Genomic DNA, 19,311 nt, shown 5'->3' on the forward strand with positions numbered 1-19,311 from the left:
AAGGGGAGCGTGTGAACCGCTTTAGAAATGTAGGGCGCACCCTACGCATCCGAAGGGTGAAGTTTGCCGCCATCGCCCCCATCATGTCTGCATCGACCCAACCCGATGGCGCCGCTGTGGAAATGCCGATGTTGTCCGACCCGATCATCGACCTTCTGACTTCCGGCGTGGCCGGGCTGGGCGTGTGGGGCATGCTGGCGGTGCTGCTGGTGTTCACCCAGCTCACCATCTTCGCGGTGACCTTGTACCTGCATCGCAGCCAGGCCCATCGCGGTGTGGACTTCCATCCGGTGGTGGCGCACTTCTTCCGCTTCTGGACCTGGCTGACCACCTCGATGATCACCCGCGAATGGGTGGCGATCCATCGCAAGCATCACGCCAAGGTCGAGACCGAGGAAGACCCGCACAGCCCGCAGACCAAGGGCATCAGCCAGGTGTTCTGGCGTGGCGTGGAGCTGTACCGCGAAGCACGCGCGCAGCGTGCCGACATCGAGCAGTACGGCAAGGGCGCGCCCACCGACTGGATCGAGCGGCATCTGTACACCCCGCATGCCAATGCCGGACCGATCGCGTTGCTGGTGATCAACGCGGTGCTGTTCGGTTTGCCCGGCATCGCGCTGTGGGCGATCCAGATGGCGTGGATTCCGTTCTGGGCCGCCGGCGTGGTCAACGGCCTGGGCCACTGGTGGGGCTATCGCAATTTCGAGTCGGCCGACACCTCCACCAACCTGACGCCGTGGGCGCTGTGGATCGGTGGCGAAGAACTGCACAACAACCACCATGCGTTCCCGAGCTCGGCGCGGTTTTCGATGCGGCGCTGGGAGCTGGATATCGGCTGGGTCGCCATCCGCGGGCTGCAGGCGATCGGCCTGGCCAAGGTGCTGCGGGTGGCGCCGTCGCTGGACATCCGCCCCAACATCGCCGTGCCCGATGCCGACACGCTCAAGGCACTGCTCTCGCATCGCTTCCAGGCGATGACCGATTACCAGCGCAATGTGTTCACCCCGGCGCTGCGCGAAGAGGCCGCGGCCACCGGCGCCAAGCTGCGGCAGCTGTTGCCGCGGCGGCTGCGCAAGGGCCTGGTCGATGACGGGCGGTGGCTCAAGCCCGATGCGCGCGCGCAACTGCAGCACTGGGTGGCCGAGCGCCCGCGCATGCGCACGCTGGTCGAGTACCGCGCACGCCTGACTGCGGTGCTGGAGGCGCGCAGCCACGATGCGTCCGAACGGCTCAAGCACCTGCAGCAGTGGTGTCACGAGGCCGAAGCCAGCGGCAATGCCGCCTTGCAGGCTTATGCGGCGCGGCTGAAGGGTTATGCGCTGAGTGGGTCGTAATCGTCGGGGCACGCGTGCTGCTGTGCGTGTGCGTGGATCGTATGGCTTGATCGCGCGCGGCCTGCTGCTGGCATGTTGTGTGTGCGGGCCGGCTGTGTTCGCGCAGGCGCACGCCCAGGTGCAGGACAGCCAGCAGTATCTGCAACGCATGGATACCGATGGCGATGGCCGGGTCAGCCGCGATGAATATCTGGCCTGGATGAGCTATGCCTTCGAGCAGCGCGACCTGGACCATGACGGCGTGCTGCAGGGCGACGAGCTACCTGGCCGGCGCGGCAAGCCGATCACCCGCGCCGCGCATCGTGCCACGCTGATCGAGCGCTTCGCGCGGCAGGATGCCGACGGCGACGGCTACCTGAGCGCGCGCGAGTTGCTGGCGCCGCCGCGCTGATGCGTACCTTCGCGCGCGTCTGACGCTGCGTTCGGCAAGCTCGAGCGCATGTTCACTCTCGACCAGGTCAGCCGGCGCTACGGCCAGACCATTGCCCTCGACACCGTCTCCCTGCAGTTCGCCAGCGGCGTCACCACCGCCTTGATCGGCCCCAGCGGCGCAGGCAAGTCCACCGTGTTGCGGATGCTGGTGGGGCTGGAGTGGCCGGACAGCGGCACGGTCGCCTTCGATGGTGCGCCGCTGCAACGCGCCGGCCTGCAGGCGCAGCGCCAGCGCATCGGCTATGTGATTCAAGAGGGCGGGCTGTTCCCGCATCTGGATGCACGCAGCAACGTGGTGTTGCTGGCGCAGACGCTGGGCTGGACGCGGCAGCGTATCGACCAACGCCTGCAGACCCTGTGCGCGCTCTGCCAGTTGCCGCCGGAGTTGCTGGCGCGTTATCCGGCCGAACTGTCTGGCGGTCAACGCCAGCGCGTGGGCTTGATCCGTGCGCTGATGCTGGATCCACCGGCCCTGCTGCTGGACGAGCCACTGGGCGCGCTCGACCCGATCGTGCGTTACGACCTGCAGGCGCAGATGCGCGCGCTGTTCGCCCAGCTCGGCAAGACCGTGGTGCTGGTGACCCACGACGTTGCCGAAGCCGCCTACCTGGCCGACACCCTGGTGCTGATGCGGGCCGGCCAGGTGGTGCAGCAGGGCAGTGCGCGCAGCCTGCTGGAACAGCCGGCCGATCCGTTCGTGCAGCGCTTTCTCACTGCCCAGCGCAGCATCGGCGACGCCGCATGATCGCGCGCGTGCTGCTCGCCGTTGCACTGCTGATCGCAAGCGTCGGTGCGCAGGCCGCGCAGGTGACGATCGGCTCGAAGAACTTCACCGAGGCTGTGCTGCTGGGCGAGATCGCCACCGCCGCCGGGCAGCGCGACGGCGTGGACGTGCAACACCGCGCGCAGCTCGGTGGCACGCGCATCCTGTGGCGCGCGCTGGAGACCGGGCAGATCGATGCGTACGCCGAATACACCGGCACGCTGGCGCAGGAACTGCTGCAACTGCCCAAGGCCAGCCAGGCCGAACTGCGCGCCGCACTGGACGCGCGTGGGCTGGCGATGACCGACTCGCTCGGCTTCCAGAACACCTATGCCTTCGGCATGCGCGTCGAGCGCGCGCAGGCGCTTGGCATCGCATCGATGTCGGATCTGGCACGGCATCCATCGCTCAAGATCGGGCTGAGCAACGAATTCATGCAGCGCGCCGATGGCTGGCCGGGCGTGCGCGCCGCCTATGCACTGCCGCAGACCGCGACCGGGCTGGATCACGATCTGGCCTATCGCGCGCTGCAGAGTGGGGCGATCGAGGTCACCGATCTGTACAGCACCGATGCGGAAATTCCGTATTACCGGCTGCAGGTGCTGCGCGACGACCGCCATTACTTTCCCGATTACCAGGCGGTGTTCCTGTATCGCAAGGACCTGGCGCAGCGCTCGCCGGCGATGCTCAAGGCATTGCAGGGGCTGCAGGGGCGCATCGACGAGGCGACCATGCAGCGGCTCAACGCACAGGTGAAGCTGGAGCGTCAGTCCGAGGCGGCGGTGGCTGCGCAGTGGCTGGGCGTTGCGCCGGCATCGGTAGCCGACTCGCGTGTGGCGCGTCTGCTGCGGCATACGCGCGAGCATCTGGCCCTGGTCGGCATCTCGTTGGGCTTTGCCTTGCTGATCGCGTTGCCGCTGGGCGTGCTGGCGGCCCGGCGGCCGCGGCTCGGGCAGGTGGTGCTGTCGTTGACCGGCGTGCTGCAGACCTTGCCGTCGCTGGCAGTGTTCGTCTTCATGATTCCGTTGTTCGGCATCGGCGCCAAACCGGCGATTGCCGCGTTGTTTCTCTACAGCCTGCTGCCGATCGTGCGCAACACGCATGCCGGGCTGACCTCGATCCCGCGCGAGTTGCGCCAGACCGCCGAGGCGATCGGGCTGCCGGCATGGACGCGCCTGTGGCGGGTGGAACTGCCGCTGGCGCGTCGCACCATCGTGGCCGGCATCCAGACCGCAGCGGTGATCAACGTGGGCACCGCCACGCTGGGCGCCTTGATCGGCGCAGGCGGCTATGGCCAGCCGATCCTCACCGGCATCCGCCTGGACGATATCGGCCTGATCCTGGAAGGCGCGATCCCCGCGGCGGTGCTCGCACTGATCGTGCAGGCGCTGTTCGAAGGCCTGGAGCGCTGGGTCACCCCGCGTGGGCTGCGCATCCGCCAGCGCGGCTGAGCCCGACGGTTACGCGGCTGGCAGCGCTGCGATCAGGGCTGAGAGCGCATCCTCGGTGACATTGAGGTGCGGTGCGATACGCAAACGTCCGTGTCGGCGTGTGCAGATCGCCCCGCGTGCGCCGAACGCCGTCGCCACCGCATCCAGCTGATTGGCTGGCGGCTGCAACGCGGTCAAATGCGCCGCGTGGGCGGGCGTGCACCAACTGCGCAGACCGCGTGCCTGCAGCGCCGCATTCCAGTGCACGGTGAGCGCGCCCAGCGCCTGCGCGATGCGCGCCGGTTGCCAGGCAGCGACCTGCTGCAAGGCCACCGTCGCCATCGCAATCCGCAATGGATCGGCAACGCCGCCGGCATCGAACCGGCGCGCACCGCTGCGATAGGACGGCGCCTGGGCCACCGGAAATTCCCAGCTGCTGCGGGCATCGCGGCCGATCCAGTGTTCTTCGATTGGCACGCCGTGCGCCCGCCATTGCGGGGCCACCCACAGCCAGGCCAGCCCCATCGGCCCCAGCAGCCATTTGTGGCCGACGCTGACCACGAAGTCCGGCCGCCAGCGCGGCAGGTCGGTCGGCAGCACGCCCAGGCTCTGGCTAAGATCCAGCACTAGCGCTGCGCCGCGTGCGTGCACCGCGGCGCTGATGCGGTCCAGATCGAGCTGTCGTCCATCCAGCCAGTACGCATGCGGCAAGGTGACGATGCGCAAGGCCGGTGTCTGGGCGATGGCCTGCAGCACCGCCGCGGTCAAGGCATCGCCACCGGCCGTCGACACCGCCACGATGTGCGCGCCCACCTCGGCACAGCGGCGTTGCCAGATCAGCAGGTTCGAGGGGAACTGGCCTTCCAGCAGCAGCACCGCCTCGCCGCGTTGCAGCGGCAGGTTGCGTGCGGCAGTCGCCAGGCCGTGCGCGGCCGAGGGCAGCATTGCCACGCCGTCGGCATCGTCGTCGAACAGGCCTGCAGCGAGCGTGCGCAAACGCTCGATGTCCTGCAGCCAGGCATCGAACGGCAGCTGCCACGGGGTGGCCAGCGCATCCACCGCCTGATGCGCGACCGCTTGCACCGCGCGCAGCAGCGGGCCGCGCGAGGCGGCATCCAGATAGGTGATGTCGGCAGGTAACGCAAATGCCTGCTGGCGGCGTTCCCATTCGACGGGCGCGGGGAGCAGGCTGGACAGAGAAAAAGAAGACATGGCGACAGCTTACCGCTGGCTGCCACGCTGCCGACACGGCGCGTTCACAGGCGCTCCTCAAGCATATGGCGATGTCTGCACTCTCATCTCTGCTGGGCCACCACCAGCAACAGCAGCTGACGCTGCTGGAACGCTACGCGCAGACCCGCGCGCTGAGCGATCGCCTCGCCGCACCCCTGAGCGCTGAAGACGCAATGGTGCAGAGCATGCCCGACGCCAGCCCCAGCAAGTGGCATCTGGCGCACACCACCTGGTTTTTCGAACGCTTCGTGCTGCAGGCCGATCCAGCCTACCGTGTGTTCGACCCGGCCTGGGATTTCCTGTTCAACAGCTACTACCAGAGCGTGGGCCCGATACACGCGCGCGCGCGTCGCGGAGTGTTGTCGCGGCCGTCGTTGCAGCAGGTGCGCGACTACCGGGCCGCAGTCGATGCGCAGATGCAGCAGCGCCTGCGTGACGGGGTGTTGGACGCGCAGGCTTGCACCATCGTGCAGCTCGGCATCCAGCACGAGCAGCAGCACCAGGAATTGCTGTTGACCGATATCAAGCACGCGCTGTGGAGCAATCCGTTGCAGCCAGCGTACCGCGATGCGCCGGCACCGGCTGCGGCCGTCGCCAGCACGCTGCGCTGGCAGGCACGCGACGAACAGATCGTGGAGATCGGCGCAGCGGCATGGCCGCAGGCCGACACCTTCGCCTACGACAACGAGTCGCCGCGCCACCGCGTGCTGGTCGGTGCGCATGCGTTGGCGCATCGGGTGGTCAGCAACGCCGAGTTCCAGCAGTTCATCGACGCCGGTGGCTACCGCAGTGCCGGTGCCTGGCTCAGCGATGGCTGGGCGATGGTGCAGGCGCAAGGCTGGCAGCACCCGCTGTATTGGGACGCGGACGGACGCGAATTCACCCTGGATGGCTGGCGCCCGCGCGATGCGCATGCGCCGGTATGCCACCTGAGCCTGTTCGAAGCCGATGCGTTCGCGCGCTGGGCCGGCGCGCGCCTGCCCACCGAAGCCGAGTGGGAACAGGCCGCCACCGGTGTGCCGGTGCAGGGCAATTTCGTCGATAGCGACACCTTGCATCCGCGCGGTGCCGACGCGGTGGATACCGGCCTGCAGCAGTTGTTCGGCGATGTCTGGGAATGGACCGGCAGCGCCTACCTGCCGTATCCCGGCTTTGCGCCGTGGCCCGGGTCGCTGGGCGAATACAACGGCAAATTCATGAATGCGCAATGGGTGCTGCGCGGTGGCAGCTGTGCCACGCCGGCCAGCCATGTCCGCGCCAGTTACCGCAACTTTTTTCCCTCCGATGCGCGTTGGCAGTTTGCCGGCGTGCGCCTTGCCAAGGATCTGCCTTGAACGCTGCCGCCCACGCCATGCAACGCGCGCACGCCGCGCTGACCGACCTGCGCCCGCAACCGGACGACATCACCGCCGACGCGCTGGCCGGCCTGTCGCAAACGCCCAAGACGCTGCCGTCGAAGTATTTCTACGATGCGCACGGCTCGCAGTTGTTCGAGGCGATCACCCGGCAGCCGGAGTACTACCTCACCGGCACCGAACTGGCCTTGCTGGAGGCCAGCATGGCCTCGATCGCGCAGGCGATCGGCGCTGGCGTGCACGTGGTCGAATACGGCAGCGGCAGCGGGCGCAAGACCGAATTGCTGCTGCAGGGCCTGCGCGATGTGGTGGCCTACACGCCGCTGGAAATCTCGCGCACGGCCTTGCTTGAGAGCACCGCGCGGCTGGCGCAGCAGTTCCCGCAGATCCAGATGCTGCCGGTATGCACCGACTTCACCAAGCCGCTGCAGCTGCCGCAGGCGCAGCGCCCGGCGCGCCGGCATCTGGTGTTCTTCCCCGGCTCAACGCTGGGCAATTTCACCGATGATGCCGCCGTCGAGTTGCTCGATGCGATGCGCCAGACCATGGGCAGCGACGGGTGCGCCCTGATCGGCATCGATCTGGACAAGGATGCCGGACTGATCGAGGCCGCCTACAACGATGCGGCCGGCGTCACTGCCGAGTTCACCCTGAATCTGCTGGCGCGGCTCAACCGCGAGATCGGTAGCGACTTCGATCTGGACGGCTTCCGCCACCACGCGGTGTATGCGCGCGAACGCGGCCGCATCGAGACCTTCCTGATCAGCCAGCGCGCCCAGCGCGTGCAGGTGGGCGGCAAGGCATTCGAATTTGCCGAAGGCGAGGCGATGCAGGTCGAATACAGCTACAAGTACACCGACGCGCGCTTTGCCGAACTTGCCGCCGCTGCGGGGCTGAAGGTCACCCACGGCTGGAACGATGCCAAGGACTGGTTCGGCCTGCGCGTGTTGCGCCCGCTCTGAGTTCTGGCCTCTGGCGTGCAACGGATCGACGATGCGCAGATCGTCGCGACCATCCGCGCGCTGCTGGCGCGCCGGCGGCCGGAGCAATCGATCTGCCCGTCCGAGGTCGCGCGCGCACTCAGCGGCGACGAAGCGCGCTGGCGCGCGCTGATGCCGCAGATCCGCAGCGTTGCCGCCGATCTGGCCGGCAGCGACGTGGTGCAGATCAGCCAACGCGGTGAAGTGGTCGATGTGCGAGCTGTGCGTGGGCCGGTCCGCCTGAAACGCGGTCTGCATTTCGAATGACGGGTGGGCGCTGCATGCGCAGCACCGCTCGCGTGCGCGGCGGTGACACCTTGCCGAATCGATGACGGCGCCGGCAGCCCATCACCCCAGTCCGCACTGACCGCCGTCAGGCGGCAACGCGGTCAGTCGCCGCAGCAGCGGCTGTTGCGCGGCATCTGTGCCACGACCCACCAGCCTGTCACTGCCGCACTACCGGCAACACCTCATCGGGTCGGCGCGCAACGCGTTGATCCTGCAACGCTGATCCGCAGACCTACGCCGCCTGCACCACATGCAGGGCCTTGGGATTGCGCCACTGCACCAGCAGCGCGGCTTCGCGTGCCTTGGCTTCCTGCAGGTGCGCGTGCTTGATATGCCCGTAGCCGCGGATATGTTCGGGAATGCTGGCGATCTGCGCGGCCAGGCCGACGTTGTCGGCATCCAGCCGTTGCAGCAGCGTGTCCACTGTTGCCACGTAGTCGGCAATCAGCTGACGCTCGCCACGCCGTTCGGCGCTGTAGCCGAACACATCCAGCTTGCCGCCGCGCAGGAACTTCAGCCGCGCCAGCAGCCTGAAGGCAGTGAACATCCACGGCCCGTATTCGCGCTTGATCGCGTGGCCGTGCGCATCCTTCCTGGCCAACAGCGGCGGTGCCAGGTGGAAGCGCAGCGTGTAGTTGCCTTCGAACTGCTGCTGCAGCCGGCGCTGGAAGTCGCCACGCGTATACAGCCGCGCCACCTCGTATTCGTCCTTGTAGGCCATCAGCTTGAAGAAGTAACGCGCCACCGCCTCGCTCAACGCGCTGCTGCCGGGCGCCTGTTGCGCTTCGTGCGTGCGCACGCGCTCGACCAGGCTGCGATAGCGCTGTGCGTAGGCGGCATCCTGGTAGTCGGTCAGAAACGCCACGCGCCGCGCGATGGCTTCGTCCAGCGACTGCGCCAGCTGCTCGTCGTCGAGCGGATGCGTGGGCGCATCGACATCGCCATGCAGCGTGTTGCCGTCGCTCTGCGCCAGCGCATGCGGTGCGGTCTGCCCGCCAAGATCGTGTTCTTCCCAGCTGCCCGGTGCGCGCGCTGGCGGCGTATCGCCCTGTGCATGCGCACGCTCGCCACCCTTGCCCAACCCGGCCGCCTGCTGCACCGCCGGCAGGTCGATCGCGGCCAGGCGCCCCCACGCAAACGCCTGCTGGTTCATCGCCACCGCCGCGCCATTGAGCTCGATGGCGCGCATCAGCGCGGCATGCGACAACGGCACCAGCCCGTGTTGCCAGGCATAGCCAAGCACGAACAGGTTGCTGGCGATCGCATCGCCCAGCAGTGCGGTGGCCAGTTGCGTGGCATCCAGCAACAGCGGCTCCTGGCCGCCCAATGCGGTGCGCACGCCGGCAATGATCTCGGCGGCGGGGAACTGCAGATCCGGTTGGGTGGTGAAGTTGCCCGGCATCGCTTCGTAGGTGTTGAGCACCACCTGGGTACGGCCGTCGCGCACCTTGGACAAGGCCCAATAATCGTTGACCACCACCATGTCGCAGCCCAGCACCAGATCCGCTTCGCCGGCCGCGATGCGCACCGCGTGGATATCGGCCGGCCGGCGTGCGATGCGGATATGCGTGGTCACCGCGCCGCCCTTCTGCGCCAGGCCGGTCTGGTCCAGCACCGTGGCGCCCTTGCCTTCCAGGTGCCCGGCCATGCCGAGCAATGCGCCGATGGTCACCACGCCGGTACCGCCGACGCCGGTGATCAGGATGTTCCAGGGCTGTTGCAGCGTGGTGCGTTGCGGCGGCGCGGGCAGGTTGCCCAGCAAGGCGCTGGCATCGCGCTGTTTGCCCTTGCGCGGCGCACCGCCATGCACGGTGACAAAGCTCGGGCAAAAGCCCGACACGCAGGAATAATCCTTGTTGCAATTGGATTGGTCGATCTGCCGCTTGCGGCCGAACTCGGTCTCCTTGGGCAGCACCGACACGCAGAAACTCTTTTCGCCGCAATCGCCGCAGCCTTCGCACACCAGCGAATTGATCATGACGCGCTTGGGCGGGTCGACCAGCTTGCCGCGCTTGCGGCGGCGGCGCTTTTCGGTGGCGCAGGTCTGGTCGTAGATCAGGATCGACACGCCCTTGACCGTGCGCAACTGCTGCTGCACCGCATCCAGTTCGCTGCGATCGTGGAACGTCACCTCGCTGGGGAAGCGCTCGCGCCGGCGCGTCCATTTGCCGATGTCGTCGCTGACCACCGCGATGGTGTGGATGCCTTCGGCGCGCAGCTGCTGCGCGATGTCCGGCACGGTGAGCGTGCCGTCCACCGGCTGGCCGCCTGTCATCGCCACCGCATCGTTGTAGAGGATCTTGTAGGTGATGTTGACGCCGCTGGCGACCGACTGCCGGATCGCCAGCGAGCCGCTGTGGAAATAGGTGCCGTCGCCCAGGTTCTGGAACACGTGCGGCGTTTCGGTGAACGGCGCCTGCCCCGACCAGGTCACGCCTTCGCCGCCCATATGGGTGAAGGTGTCGGTGGAGCGGTTCATCCAGGTCACCATGTAATGGCAACCGATGCCGCCCAGCGCACGCGAGCCTTCCGGCACCGCGGTGGAGGTGTTGTGCGGGCAGCCGGAGCAGTAATGCGGCACGCGCGGGAACAGCGCGCGCGGCAAGGCCATTTCGGCCTCCTTGCTGTCCATCCAGCGCAACCGTTGTTCGATCGACTCGGTCATCGCGCTGGACGGCAGTGCAAAGCGCTGGATGCGCTTGCCGATCACCGCGGCGATCGTGGCCGGGGTCAACTCGCCGGTGGACGGCAGGATCCATTCGCCCTGCTCGTCGTACTTGCCGACGATGCTCGGCCGCGCACCGGCGCTGGCCGGCCAGTTGTAGAACAGCTCCTTCATCTGGCGCTCGATGAAGGCCTTTTTCTCTTCCACCACCACGATGTCGTCGAGCCCGCGCGCGAACGCGCTGATGCCCACCGGCTCCAGCGGCCAGGTCATGCCGACCTTGTACACGCGGATGCCGATCTGCGCGCAGGCCTGCGCATCCAGGCCCAGGTATTCCAGCGCCTGCAACACGTCCAGATAGCTCTTGCCGGTGGTGACGATGCCCAGCCGCGCATGCGGCGAATCCAGCACCAGCTTGTCGATCTGGTTGGCGCGTGCGAAGGCCTGTGCGGCGGCGATCGCATAGCGGTGCAGGCGCATTTCCTGATCCACCGGCGGGTCCGGCCAGCGGATGCTCAGGCCGCCCGCCGGTAGCGCAAAGTCCTCCGGCAACACGATGCTGCGTGCGAACGGATCCACATCCACCGAGGCCGACGACTCCACCGTCTCGGCAATGGTCTTGAAGCCGACCCAGCGCCCGGTATAGCGGCTCATCGCCCAGCCGAGCAGGCCCATGTCCAGGATGTCCTGCACCCCGGCCGGGTTGAGGATCGGCATCATCGCGCTGACGAATTCCTCTTCCGAGCCGTGCGGCAGGGTGGAGCTGCGGCAGGCATGGTCGTCGGCGGCCAGTGCCAGCACGCCGCCATACGGCGAGGTGCCGGCGGCGTTGCCGTGCTTGAACACATCGCCGCTGCGGTCCACGCCCGGGCCCTTGCCGTACCACATGCCGTAGACGCCCTGCACCTTGGCACCGGGGAACAGGTTGGTCTGCTGGGTGCCCCAGACCATGGTGGCGGCCAGGTCTTCGTTGAGGCCGGGGGTGAAGGTCACCCTGGCCGCGTCCAGATGCTTGCGCGCACGCCACAGCTCCAGGTCGAAACCGCCCAGCGGGCTGCCGCGATAGCCGCTGATGAAGCCGGCAGTCGCAAGGCCGGCGGCGTCATCGCGCAGGCGTTGCATCAACGGCAGCCGCACCAGCGCCTGCACGCCGGACAAATAGATGCGCCCATCGGCACGCGTGTACTTGTGCTCCAGCGTGTAATCCGCATCCACCTGGCCGAGCTCCGGCGTGTTGGCAGAGTCGGGAGAAGAGAGTGCAGCAGTACTGGTCATGGCGTGCCCGGAAAGGGTGGCTGGGACCCGGTGCGTGTCATCTGAAACCAATGACCCGCCCGACGGATTCCAAAACGGCGGTGCAAAGTGTAACAGTCGCCCTTCACGCGCCCGTTGCATGCGGATGCACAGCCGTCGCGCTGCGGTTACGATGGGGACGGGAAGGGTCGTTTGCTGTCAGGGGATAAAGCCAGTGAAAAGGAAATACGCATGGGCCGCGATGTTGGCCTTGCTCGGGGGCGTGTGGTCGATGGCGCAGGCGCAGAACCTGCCCAAGCCCAAGGAGTTCTATTTCGACGAAGATCGCGGCACCACCAAGGCCGTGGTCGCGGTACAGGGGCAGGGCGATGCGGTGGTCGACCGCCTGGCGGCGATGGTGCAGCGTGACGCCCGCGCGGCCGAGCCGCGCGCGCAACTGGCCTCGCTGGCCTATGCCGGGGGACGCACGCAGTTGGGCGACGAGCTCTACCAGGGTGCCCTGGGGCTGGTCTCCAACGGCAGCCAGCAATACCGTGCCATCACCTGGAACTACGGCTGGGATCTGTTGCGCGCCGACCAGCCCGACAAGGCCTTGCAGCAGTGGGCCGGCCTGGCCAACGGCCGCCCGGCCGCGCCGGCCTGGTTGCCGACGACTGCGGCACTGGCGCTATGGCGCAGCGGGCGTAAGCAGGAAGCGGTCGAGTGGTATGCCGCCGCGGTGCGCACCTGGCCGGATCGCTGGAGCAGCACCGCCAGCTACGCCACCTTGCTGCCGGATTGGCGTGAGGCCGAACGCGCCAGCCTGGCCGAGGTCTTTGCGGCATGGCAGGCGAACCCGCCGGCGTTTCCGTAACTCGGCAGCGGCGCGCTGCAGAAAGCCCCGTAGCGCGCTGCTGTACATCACGTCGCACGGCGTTTTTGCGGCCGGCACCAGCAGGGCAACGCAGCCACCGCTCCAAGTCATTGCTTTGGGTGTCGTGCTTGGAAGGATTGGTCAGCGCTGATGGACCAGTTGCAGAGCGGATGATCTGCAGCTGGGTTGCAGGGCCCTCGCCCGCCCACCATCGCGGGACACGCCGCGAGTACGTCCCTGTAGGCTCTTACGCGGCATCCATGCCGCGTAAGGTCCCGCGACGGTGAGCGGGCAAGGACCCGTCGAGATGGTCGGTGTGCACGGTCAAGAGCGGTGCTCGATGTGCATCGCTGGAGAATGATGGGCCGGCTCAATGGCTCAATGGTCGATGCATCGAGCAAGCAGTTTTTCATTCGGCCACCGACCAACTTCCTAGTGCGGTGAGGGCGCCGAGCCCTCGACTGACTAGCTTTGGCAACATCCCGGAAGCGGCTAGCCTCGACATGCCTGTCGCCAGGCGTTGAGCGACCGATCTGCGCCACGCGTAGGCGTGCTCGCCGATTTAGCCCGTCGCCGATCCAGCCCGTCACTGATCCAGGCACGACACGCCCACTATGCGATGCTGAGTGTCGCTTTCCCACGGACCTGACCACGCCATGGCGGTGGATGCATTTGCGTTGATTCTGGCGATGTTGGGGCTTGGCCTGCTGTTCGCGCGCTTGCGGGTGCTGCCGGACAACAGCGCCGATGTACTCAATCGCATCGTGCTGTACATCTGCCTGCCAGCCTCGGTGCTCACCTATGTGCCGCGGTTGCACCTGGATGCCTCGCTGGGTGGAGTGATCGCCACGCCGTGGCTGCTGACCGCAATCATCGTGCCGCTGCTGTGGGGCTGCAGCCGCCTGTTCCGGTTCAAGCGGGAGGAATACGCCGCGTTGCTGATGTGCGTGGTGTTCACCAACTCCAGCTTCATCGGCTTTCCGATGGTGCGCGCGTTGATCGGCGATCACGCCCTGCCGTATGCGGTGGTCTACGACCAGTTCGGCACATTTGTGCTGTTATCGACGTTCGGGCTGTATGTGCTGGCCCGCTACAGCGGCGACACTCCGCCGACCGCAAAGCTGATCCTGTTACGCGTGCTGCGCTTCCCGCCGCTATGGGCATTGCTGTTTGCATTGACGATGATGCCGGAACAGCCGCCGACCTGGATTGGCGCGGGCTTGAAGAGCCTGGCCGACGCGATGCTGCCGCTGGTGATGCTGGCGGTGGGCTTTTCGCTGCAGTTGCGCCTGCCTGCGGACGAACTCAAACCCTTGGCCGTGGGCCTGGCCTTCAAGTTGGCAGTGATGCCGATCCTGGCATTGCCGCTGTCGTTGGCGCTCGGCCTGCATGGCGCGATGCTGCAGACCAACGTGCTCGAATCGGCCATGCCCACCATGATCACCGCCGCCGCGCTGGCCATCTCGCATCGGCTGGCACCGCGCCTGGCCGCAGCGATGGTCGGCTACAGCATCCTGCTGTCGCTGCTAACCCTGCCCGCATGGGCCTGGTTGTTGGCGCGCCTGGTGGCTTGATAGGGCCTGGTCCGTATGAAATGCTGGCCCGCAACACTGCGCGCCCAATACGGACAGGAGCAACACATGCACGGATATCGCTTGATCACCACGGCGTTGCTATGGCTTGGCAGCGTCTGCGTGGCACATCCGGCCATGGCGGCAGCGCCTGCGAGCACAGCGGCTGCGGCCAACGATCCGCTGGTGGATCAATGGGCGCGCCAGGTCGGCCAGACCATGCAGGCACGCCTGCGCAGCATGGCGTCCAGCGGCGAGCCCAGGCAGTTGTATCTGGCCGGTCTGTTGTGGGTCGATGCCGAGGACGACGCGGTGTCGGCTGCAGACGGAGGTTATGCCCCCATCCAGCGGGTCTGGCTGCAGCGTGCCCTGGACGCGCGGCCGCGCGATCCGTTGGTGGCGCGCATGGAAGCCGCCGGTTGCGCACCTGCGTTGCGCTGTGACCCAGGCGCTGCGCTGGCTTTCCTGGAGCAGGCCGATGCCGGCAACGCCAGTGTGCATCTACGTGCCTATACGGCTGCGCAGCGCCGCGGCGACCAGGCGGCTGCCGAACGCGCCTGGCAGGCGGCCGTGCAGTCCGATCATTTCGACAGCGGTGCGCTGGCACTCGGCAAGGCCCTGCATGCCAGCTACGACGGCGTGCAATGGCCATCGCTGGCCTCGGTCAGCCTGCGCGCGCAACTCGACGCGCAAGGCATGCCTTCCACGGGCGCAGACATGGCGGCGATGTTCGTGATGGGTGCCTGGTCTGCACATGCACTTCCCGCGCTGGGCGATCTGATGCGGCGCTGCAGCCCCACCGGTGTCACGGCCGCGTTACGCGACGAGTGCATGGCCGTGCTGAACAACTTGGCCAATGACGAGTCCACCTTGGCCACCGCCATGATCGGCAGCAGAGGCATGGCGGCACTGAGCAGCGGCGCCGATGCCACGCGCTGGCAGGCGCGGGTGCGGGAACTGCAGTGGCTACAGCAGCAGGAGCAGCAGCGTGCGTCCGGCGTCGATGGCATGTCCGACAAGCTGGAGGCCGTCCTGACGCAGGGCGAAGTGCCGGCGTTGCGTGCGCAGTTACAGCGTCAAGGCCTTGCGGTGCAGCCGCCTGCGGGTTGGCAGCCGGGCGCACCGGGCCGCCAGGCCCGCTAATCCGCTTGGCCGGCGCATGTCGCGTCGGCCATCTGCCAGCGGACGATGCTGCAGTGCGAGAGCGATCACCGGTGGACGTTTAACGCCTTTCGACTACTTCCTCACTTCGTCGCGGTGTACGCTGCCGGCTTGCTCCCGGAAGCGAGGCGTGCATGAAGACAGTCCTGGTGGCCGGCTCCAAAGGCGGCGTCGGCAAGACCACGATCGCCACCAATCTGGCCGCCCATGCGGCCTTGCAGGGCCAGCGCACCGTGCTGGCGGACGCCGATCCGCAAGGCTCGTCCACGCGCTGGGCGCAGCGTCGCGCCAGCCTGGAAAGTGCGGTATTGCCCATCGACGCCACCCGCCGGCGCAACTGGCAGGCCGCGGTGCCCGACGGCACCGACCAACTGGTCATCGATGCCCCAGCCGGTGCGATGGCCGATGACCTGAGCGGCTTCCTCGACCACGTCGATGCCATCGTGGTGCCGGTATTGTCCTCGGCGCTGGATATCGAAGCGGTGGTCGGATTCCTCAACACGCTGGCCAAGGTGCCGCGCGTGCATCAGCGCAAATTGCCGGTGGGCCTGGTGCTCAACCGCGCCCGTCCCTGGACCCAGACCTCGCAGCAAGCTGCCGAGATGATCGGCGCCTGGCCCTATCCCCTGGTAACCCAGCTGCGCGACACCCAGGCCTATGTGGTGATGGCCGGGTTGGGGCGCAGCCTGTTCGATTACCGCTCGGCGCAGGTGCGCGACCATCAACAGGACTGGGAGCCGCTGTTCAAGTGGCTCAAGAAGTCCTAGACCGGAGTGTTTTCATGCGCGAACTGATACTGCTGCGACACGCCCACGCCGAGCCGGCCGATACCGGCCAGGCCGATCTGGATCGCCCGCTGTCCCCGCACGGCATCGCCGAGGCCGAATCTGCCGGCCGCTGGCTGCGCGAGCAGCGCCTGGTGCCCGACCGCGTGCTGTGCTCGCCGGCGCGACGTGCGCGCGAGACGCTGGAAGCGGTGCTGGAACTCACCGGCTATATCGAACAACGCCTGGACGAGCGGATCTACGACGCCACGCCGGGCACCCTGGCCAGCCTGGTGGACGAACACCGCGATGCCGAGCGCCTGCTGCTGGTCGGCCACAACCCGGGCCTGGAACGGCTGGCCGCCTTGATGCACAGCGGCCAGACCGGCGACTACCGCGGCATGCCGACCGCCGCGATCGCCCTGCTGGCACTGCCGCTGGATGCGGCCATCGAACCGGGCATCGCCCGCCTGACCGCCTTCTGGTGGCCTTGATCCGTGTCATCGTCGCTGCGCTGGTTTGCCTGGCTCGCGCTCTGGGTCGCTCTTCCCTGCATGGCGCAGCAGAAGCTGCATTCCATCGATCCGGTGCAATCGCGCTTCGGGTTCGAGATCAGGACGCGCTTCGGCATGAAGATCGAGGGGTTCTTCCCGCGTTTTCGGGGTGAATTGGCGGAATTGCCTGACGGGCGCCAGCAGGTGCGTTTCCGGCTGGACGCCACGCAGGTGGAAATTCCCGGCAAGGACCGCTACACGGCGTGGATGCGCGGCGAGGATTTTTTCGACGTCGCGCAGTATCCGGTGGTGGAATTCGAGTCGTTTCCCTATACCGCGGAGGTGGTGAAGAAGGGCGGCGACATCACCGGCAACCTGACCATTCGCGGAATCACCCACATCGAGACCCTGCACGTGGTGCCGGCTGAATGCGCGCGTCCGGGCTATGATTGCGATGTAATCAGTCGAGGTACGGTCCTGCGTGGACGTTACGGAATGAATGCGTGGCAGATGGCCCTGGGCGACAGGGTGACGTTCATTCTGCGTGGGCGGTTGCAGGAGGCGCGGCGCCCGTGAGGTTCCTGTTGAGGGTGCTTGTGCTGGCAACGCTGTTGCTCGGCACCGGATGCGCCGGCCTGTCGCAAATCGAACGCAACCGTGCCGCCGGGGTGGCGGCCGCTGCCCGCAGCACCGTGGTCAGCTGCACGCAGGCCAATCGTTGCGCCCAGCTCTCGCCATTGCGCGCGCTGGGTGGCGAGGCGATCACCGCCTCCACGCCGGCCGCGCCGCGGCATTACGCCACCATCGTCGATCACGGCGAAGAATCGCTGGTGGCCAGGCTCAACCTGATCCGCAGCGCCACCCGCAGCATCGACCTGCAGACCTACATCTTCGACAAGGATGACAGCGCGCGGATGGTGCTGGATGCGTTGACCGATGCGGCGCAGCGCGGGGTCAAGGTGCGCATCCTGATCGATCAGCTTTCGGCGATCGCCGATCTGCAGATTCTCGGTGCGCTGGCCAGCACCCACGAAAACCTGCAGCTGCGCATCTACAACCCGACCTTCGGCAAGGTCAAGCTCAATTACTTCGACTATGCAGGCAGCGTGGTGTGCTGCTTCCGTCGCTTCAACCAGCGCATGCACAACAAGCTGCTGGTGGTGGACGACGTGCTCGGCGTGGTCGGCGGCCGCAATTACCAGGACGACTATTACGACTGGGACAGCGAGTACAACTTCCGCGACCGCGACGTGATCCTGGCCGGGCCGGAAGTACGCGCGATGGCCGCCAATTTCGATGCGTTCTGGCGCGCGCGCCGCAGCGTGCCGGCCGAGCGTCTGAACGATGTCGGGCGCCTGCTGCTGGAGCAGGGCGCGCCCAAGATGCCGCCGGCCACGTTCCGCCGCCCCGATCGGGTGGAGCGGGTCGATCAGGAGGCGCGCGATCCGCAGTTCGTGCGCGATGCGTTCGTGACCCCGGCCATGCCGGTGCAGCGCGTGCTGTATGTGGCCGACCTGCCGCAGAAGCATCGCAAGGAGCACGCCGCCAAGGCGGTGTCCACCGCGCCCGAGCTGGACGGCCTGATTGCCGGCGCGCAGCAGGAAGTGCTGCTGCAGACGCCGTATCTGGTGCTGTCCGACGAGGCGCAGGCGATCTTCCGCGCATTGCGCCAGCGCCCGCAACCGCCGCGGATCGTGGTGTCGACCAATAGCCTGGCCGCCACCGACAACCCGATCGTGTATGCGCTGTCGTACAAGTTCAAACGCCGCAACATGCGCGAGCTGGGCTTCAACGTCTATGAATTCAAGCCGTTCCCGCTGAACGCGCCGGTGGAGTACGCCAACCTGGTGCCCGATCCGCTCAACCCCGCGGCGGCTGAGCCGGCCGAAGACGATGGTCGGGTCAACCGCGTGATCGGCGGCAGTGCGGCCGGCAACGCCATGCGTGGCAGTGGTGGCGGTGGAGGTGGTACGGCCGGCACTGCGATCCGCGGCAGCGGGGGGGGCGCAGGCCGTGCGCCCGGCGGCAGCGAGGTCGATCGGCGCGTGTTGCGCACCGAGACACGGCCCTCGTTCCTGGGCACGCGCGCGGTCAACAGGCCGCTGCCGGTGACCCGTGCCGGTGCACGCATGGGCCTGCATGCCAAGTCGTTGGTGGTGGACCGCCGCATCGGCGTGATCGGCACGCACAACTTCGATCCGCGCAGCGAGAACTACAATACCGAAGCGGCGGTGGTGATCGACGATGCGCGCTTTGCGCAGGCGCTGGCGGCCAGCATCGAGCGCGACATGGCGCCGGAAAACGCCTGGACCGTGGCCCCGCGCGAAAAGCCGCCGGTGCTGAGCGGATTGAACTACAGCGTGGGCAAGGTGTCCGAAGCCTTGCCGGTGCTGGATTTCTGGCCCTGGCGCTATGCCACCAATTACGAGTTCCAGCCGGGGCCGGGTTGCCCGTTCCCGCTCAAGCGCCAGGACCCCCAGTTCCGGCAGTGCTATGTGGCGGTAGGCGATTTCCCCGAGGTCAATGTCGGCCCGAAGTGGCTGCTGGTGCGGATGCTGACCGCCTTCGGTGCGGGATTGGTGCCGATCCTCTGATCGCAGCGGTGCCGGCCCGGGGCCGGCATCGAGACGGCGCGTGGCAAGCGGTGCATCGTGGAGCGACGCACCGCTGCAATGGCGCGGTGCGCTGCAGTAGATGGGCGGCGCGCCACACACCGCCATACGCCGAAGTCACC

General features: G+C 67.3%; 16 protein-coding genes. 14 read left to right on the plus strand and 2 right to left on the minus strand.

Annotated elements, in window-relative coordinates:
- The first annotated feature begins 128 nt into the window (after positions 1-128).
- The 4 genes from ACCQ04_RS00815 to ACCQ04_RS00830 are packed head-to-tail and all read left to right on the plus strand — an operon-like array spanning position 129 to position 3,980.
- Positions 129-1,334, plus strand: coding sequence for a DesA family fatty acid desaturase (locus tag ACCQ04_RS00815; RefSeq protein ID WP_016901218.1), 1,206 nt, complete (start codon positions 129-131; stop codon positions 1,332-1,334).
- Between the two features lie 46 nt (positions 1,335-1,380).
- The gene (locus ACCQ04_RS00820; protein ID WP_126965360.1) at positions 1,381-1,725 is read left to right on the plus strand and encodes an EF-hand domain-containing protein; all 345 of its coding nucleotides are present in this window, start codon (positions 1,381-1,383) and stop codon (positions 1,723-1,725) included.
- Between the two features lie 48 nt (positions 1,726-1,773).
- Positions 1,774-2,511 carry an ATP-binding cassette domain-containing protein gene (locus ACCQ04_RS00825; protein ID WP_226427074.1) on the plus strand — a complete coding sequence of 246 codons (738 nt, stop codon included), beginning with the start codon at positions 1,774-1,776 and terminating at the stop codon, positions 2,509-2,511.
- Entirely contained in the window at positions 2,508-3,980 is a 1,473-nt protein-coding gene (locus ACCQ04_RS00830) for an ABC transporter permease/substrate-binding protein (protein ID WP_226427073.1), read from the plus strand. Before ACCQ04_RS00825 ends, ACCQ04_RS00830 begins: the two co-directional genes overlap by 4 nt.
- A gap of 9 nt (positions 3,981-3,989) precedes the next feature.
- Here the strand turns inward: ACCQ04_RS00830 and ACCQ04_RS00835 are convergent, their stop codons facing one another.
- Positions 3,990-5,171, minus strand: a complete 1,182-nt coding sequence (locus ACCQ04_RS00835; protein ID WP_226427072.1) for an aminotransferase class V-fold PLP-dependent enzyme — start codon at positions 5,169-5,171, stop codon at positions 3,990-3,992.
- Positions 5,172-5,236: 65 nt separating this feature from the next.
- On the opposite strand from ACCQ04_RS00835, the gene egtB reads away from it, so the two are divergent.
- From egtB to ACCQ04_RS00850, 3 genes are read left to right on the plus strand one after another with little or no spacing between them, the layout of a single operon-like run.
- Complete coding sequence (gene egtB, locus ACCQ04_RS00840) at positions 5,237-6,526, plus strand: ergothioneine biosynthesis protein EgtB (protein WP_226427071.1); 1,290 nt, start codon at positions 5,237-5,239, stop codon at positions 6,524-6,526.
- The gene (egtD, locus tag ACCQ04_RS00845) at positions 6,523-7,509 is read left to right on the plus strand and encodes an L-histidine N(alpha)-methyltransferase (RefSeq protein WP_024939498.1); all 987 of its coding nucleotides are present in this window, start codon (positions 6,523-6,525) and stop codon (positions 7,507-7,509) included. Before egtB ends, egtD begins: the two co-directional genes overlap by 4 nt.
- Positions 7,510-7,524: 15 nt before the next feature.
- Positions 7,525-7,794 carry a DUF3253 domain-containing protein gene (locus ACCQ04_RS00850; protein WP_115510174.1) on the plus strand — a complete coding sequence of 90 codons (270 nt, stop codon included), beginning with the start codon at positions 7,525-7,527 and terminating at the stop codon, positions 7,792-7,794.
- Between the two features lie 253 nt (positions 7,795-8,047).
- Here the strand turns inward: ACCQ04_RS00850 and ACCQ04_RS00855 are convergent, their stop codons facing one another.
- Positions 8,048-11,755 (minus strand): indolepyruvate ferredoxin oxidoreductase family protein, encoded by a 3,708-nt coding sequence (locus tag ACCQ04_RS00855; RefSeq protein WP_226427070.1) that lies wholly within the window; start codon positions 11,753-11,755, stop codon positions 8,048-8,050.
- Between the two features lie 193 nt (positions 11,756-11,948).
- Between ACCQ04_RS00855 and ACCQ04_RS00860 the strand changes: the two genes are divergently transcribed.
- The 7 genes from ACCQ04_RS00860 (at position 11,949) to ACCQ04_RS00890 (ending at position 19,171) form a co-directional block, all read left to right on the plus strand.
- Positions 11,949-12,587 carry a hypothetical protein gene (locus tag ACCQ04_RS00860; RefSeq protein WP_046345310.1) on the plus strand — a complete coding sequence of 213 codons (639 nt, stop codon included), beginning with the start codon at positions 11,949-11,951 and terminating at the stop codon, positions 12,585-12,587.
- A gap of 656 nt (positions 12,588-13,243) precedes the next feature.
- Positions 13,244-14,161, plus strand: coding sequence for an AEC family transporter (locus tag ACCQ04_RS00865; protein ID WP_104563830.1), 918 nt, complete (start codon positions 13,244-13,246; stop codon positions 14,159-14,161).
- 66 nt (positions 14,162-14,227) lie between these two features.
- Positions 14,228-15,301 (plus strand): hypothetical protein, encoded by a 1,074-nt coding sequence (locus ACCQ04_RS00870; protein WP_226427069.1) that lies wholly within the window; start codon positions 14,228-14,230, stop codon positions 15,299-15,301.
- 152 nt (positions 15,302-15,453) lie between these two features.
- Entirely contained in the window at positions 15,454-16,086 is a 633-nt protein-coding gene (locus ACCQ04_RS00875) for a ParA family protein (RefSeq protein ID WP_016904235.1), read from the plus strand.
- A gap of 14 nt (positions 16,087-16,100) precedes the next feature.
- Positions 16,101-16,577, plus strand: coding sequence for a SixA phosphatase family protein (locus ACCQ04_RS00880; protein ID WP_016904234.1), 477 nt, complete (start codon positions 16,101-16,103; stop codon positions 16,575-16,577).
- Between the two features lie 3 nt (positions 16,578-16,580).
- Positions 16,581-17,153, plus strand: coding sequence for a YceI family protein (locus ACCQ04_RS00885; RefSeq protein ID WP_024939492.1), 573 nt, complete (start codon positions 16,581-16,583; stop codon positions 17,151-17,153).
- Positions 17,150-19,171: a phospholipase D family protein gene (locus ACCQ04_RS00890; protein ID WP_126965334.1), complete on the plus strand. Its 2,022-nt coding sequence runs from the start codon at positions 17,150-17,152 to the stop codon at positions 19,169-19,171. The genes ACCQ04_RS00885 and ACCQ04_RS00890 overlap by 4 nt, the downstream gene beginning before the upstream one ends.
- The last annotated feature ends 140 nt before the right edge of the window (positions 19,172-19,311 follow it).

The sequence above is a fragment of the Xanthomonas sp. NCPPB 2866 genome, from assembly GCF_041475745.2.
Classification (GTDB): Bacteria; Pseudomonadota; Gammaproteobacteria; order Xanthomonadales; family Xanthomonadaceae; genus Xanthomonas; species Xanthomonas arboricola.

Coding starts and splice junctions, on each gene's coding strand:
- ACCQ04_RS00835 (WP_226427072.1), bottom strand. CDS start 5,171: ATGTCTTCTTTTTCTCTGTCCAGCCTGCTCCCCGCGCCCGTCGAATGG.
- egtB (WP_226427071.1), top strand. CDS start 5,237: ATGGCGATGTCTGCACTCTCATCTCTGCTGGGCCACCACCAGCAACAG.
- ACCQ04_RS00875 (WP_016904235.1), top strand. CDS start 15,454: ATGAAGACAGTCCTGGTGGCCGGCTCCAAAGGCGGCGTCGGCAAGACC.
- ACCQ04_RS00870 (WP_226427069.1), top strand. CDS start 14,228: ATGCACGGATATCGCTTGATCACCACGGCGTTGCTATGGCTTGGCAGC.
- ACCQ04_RS00865 (WP_104563830.1), top strand. CDS start 13,244: ATGGCGGTGGATGCATTTGCGTTGATTCTGGCGATGTTGGGGCTTGGC.
- ACCQ04_RS00855 (WP_226427070.1), bottom strand. CDS start 11,755: ATGACCAGTACTGCTGCACTCTCTTCTCCCGACTCTGCCAACACGCCG.
- ACCQ04_RS00830 (WP_226427073.1), top strand. CDS start 2,508: ATGATCGCGCGCGTGCTGCTCGCCGTTGCACTGCTGATCGCAAGCGTC.
- ACCQ04_RS00880 (WP_016904234.1), top strand. CDS start 16,101: ATGCGCGAACTGATACTGCTGCGACACGCCCACGCCGAGCCGGCCGAT.
- ACCQ04_RS00825 (WP_226427074.1), top strand. CDS start 1,774: ATGTTCACTCTCGACCAGGTCAGCCGGCGCTACGGCCAGACCATTGCC.
- ACCQ04_RS00815 (WP_016901218.1), top strand. CDS start 129: ATGTTGTCCGACCCGATCATCGACCTTCTGACTTCCGGCGTGGCCGGG.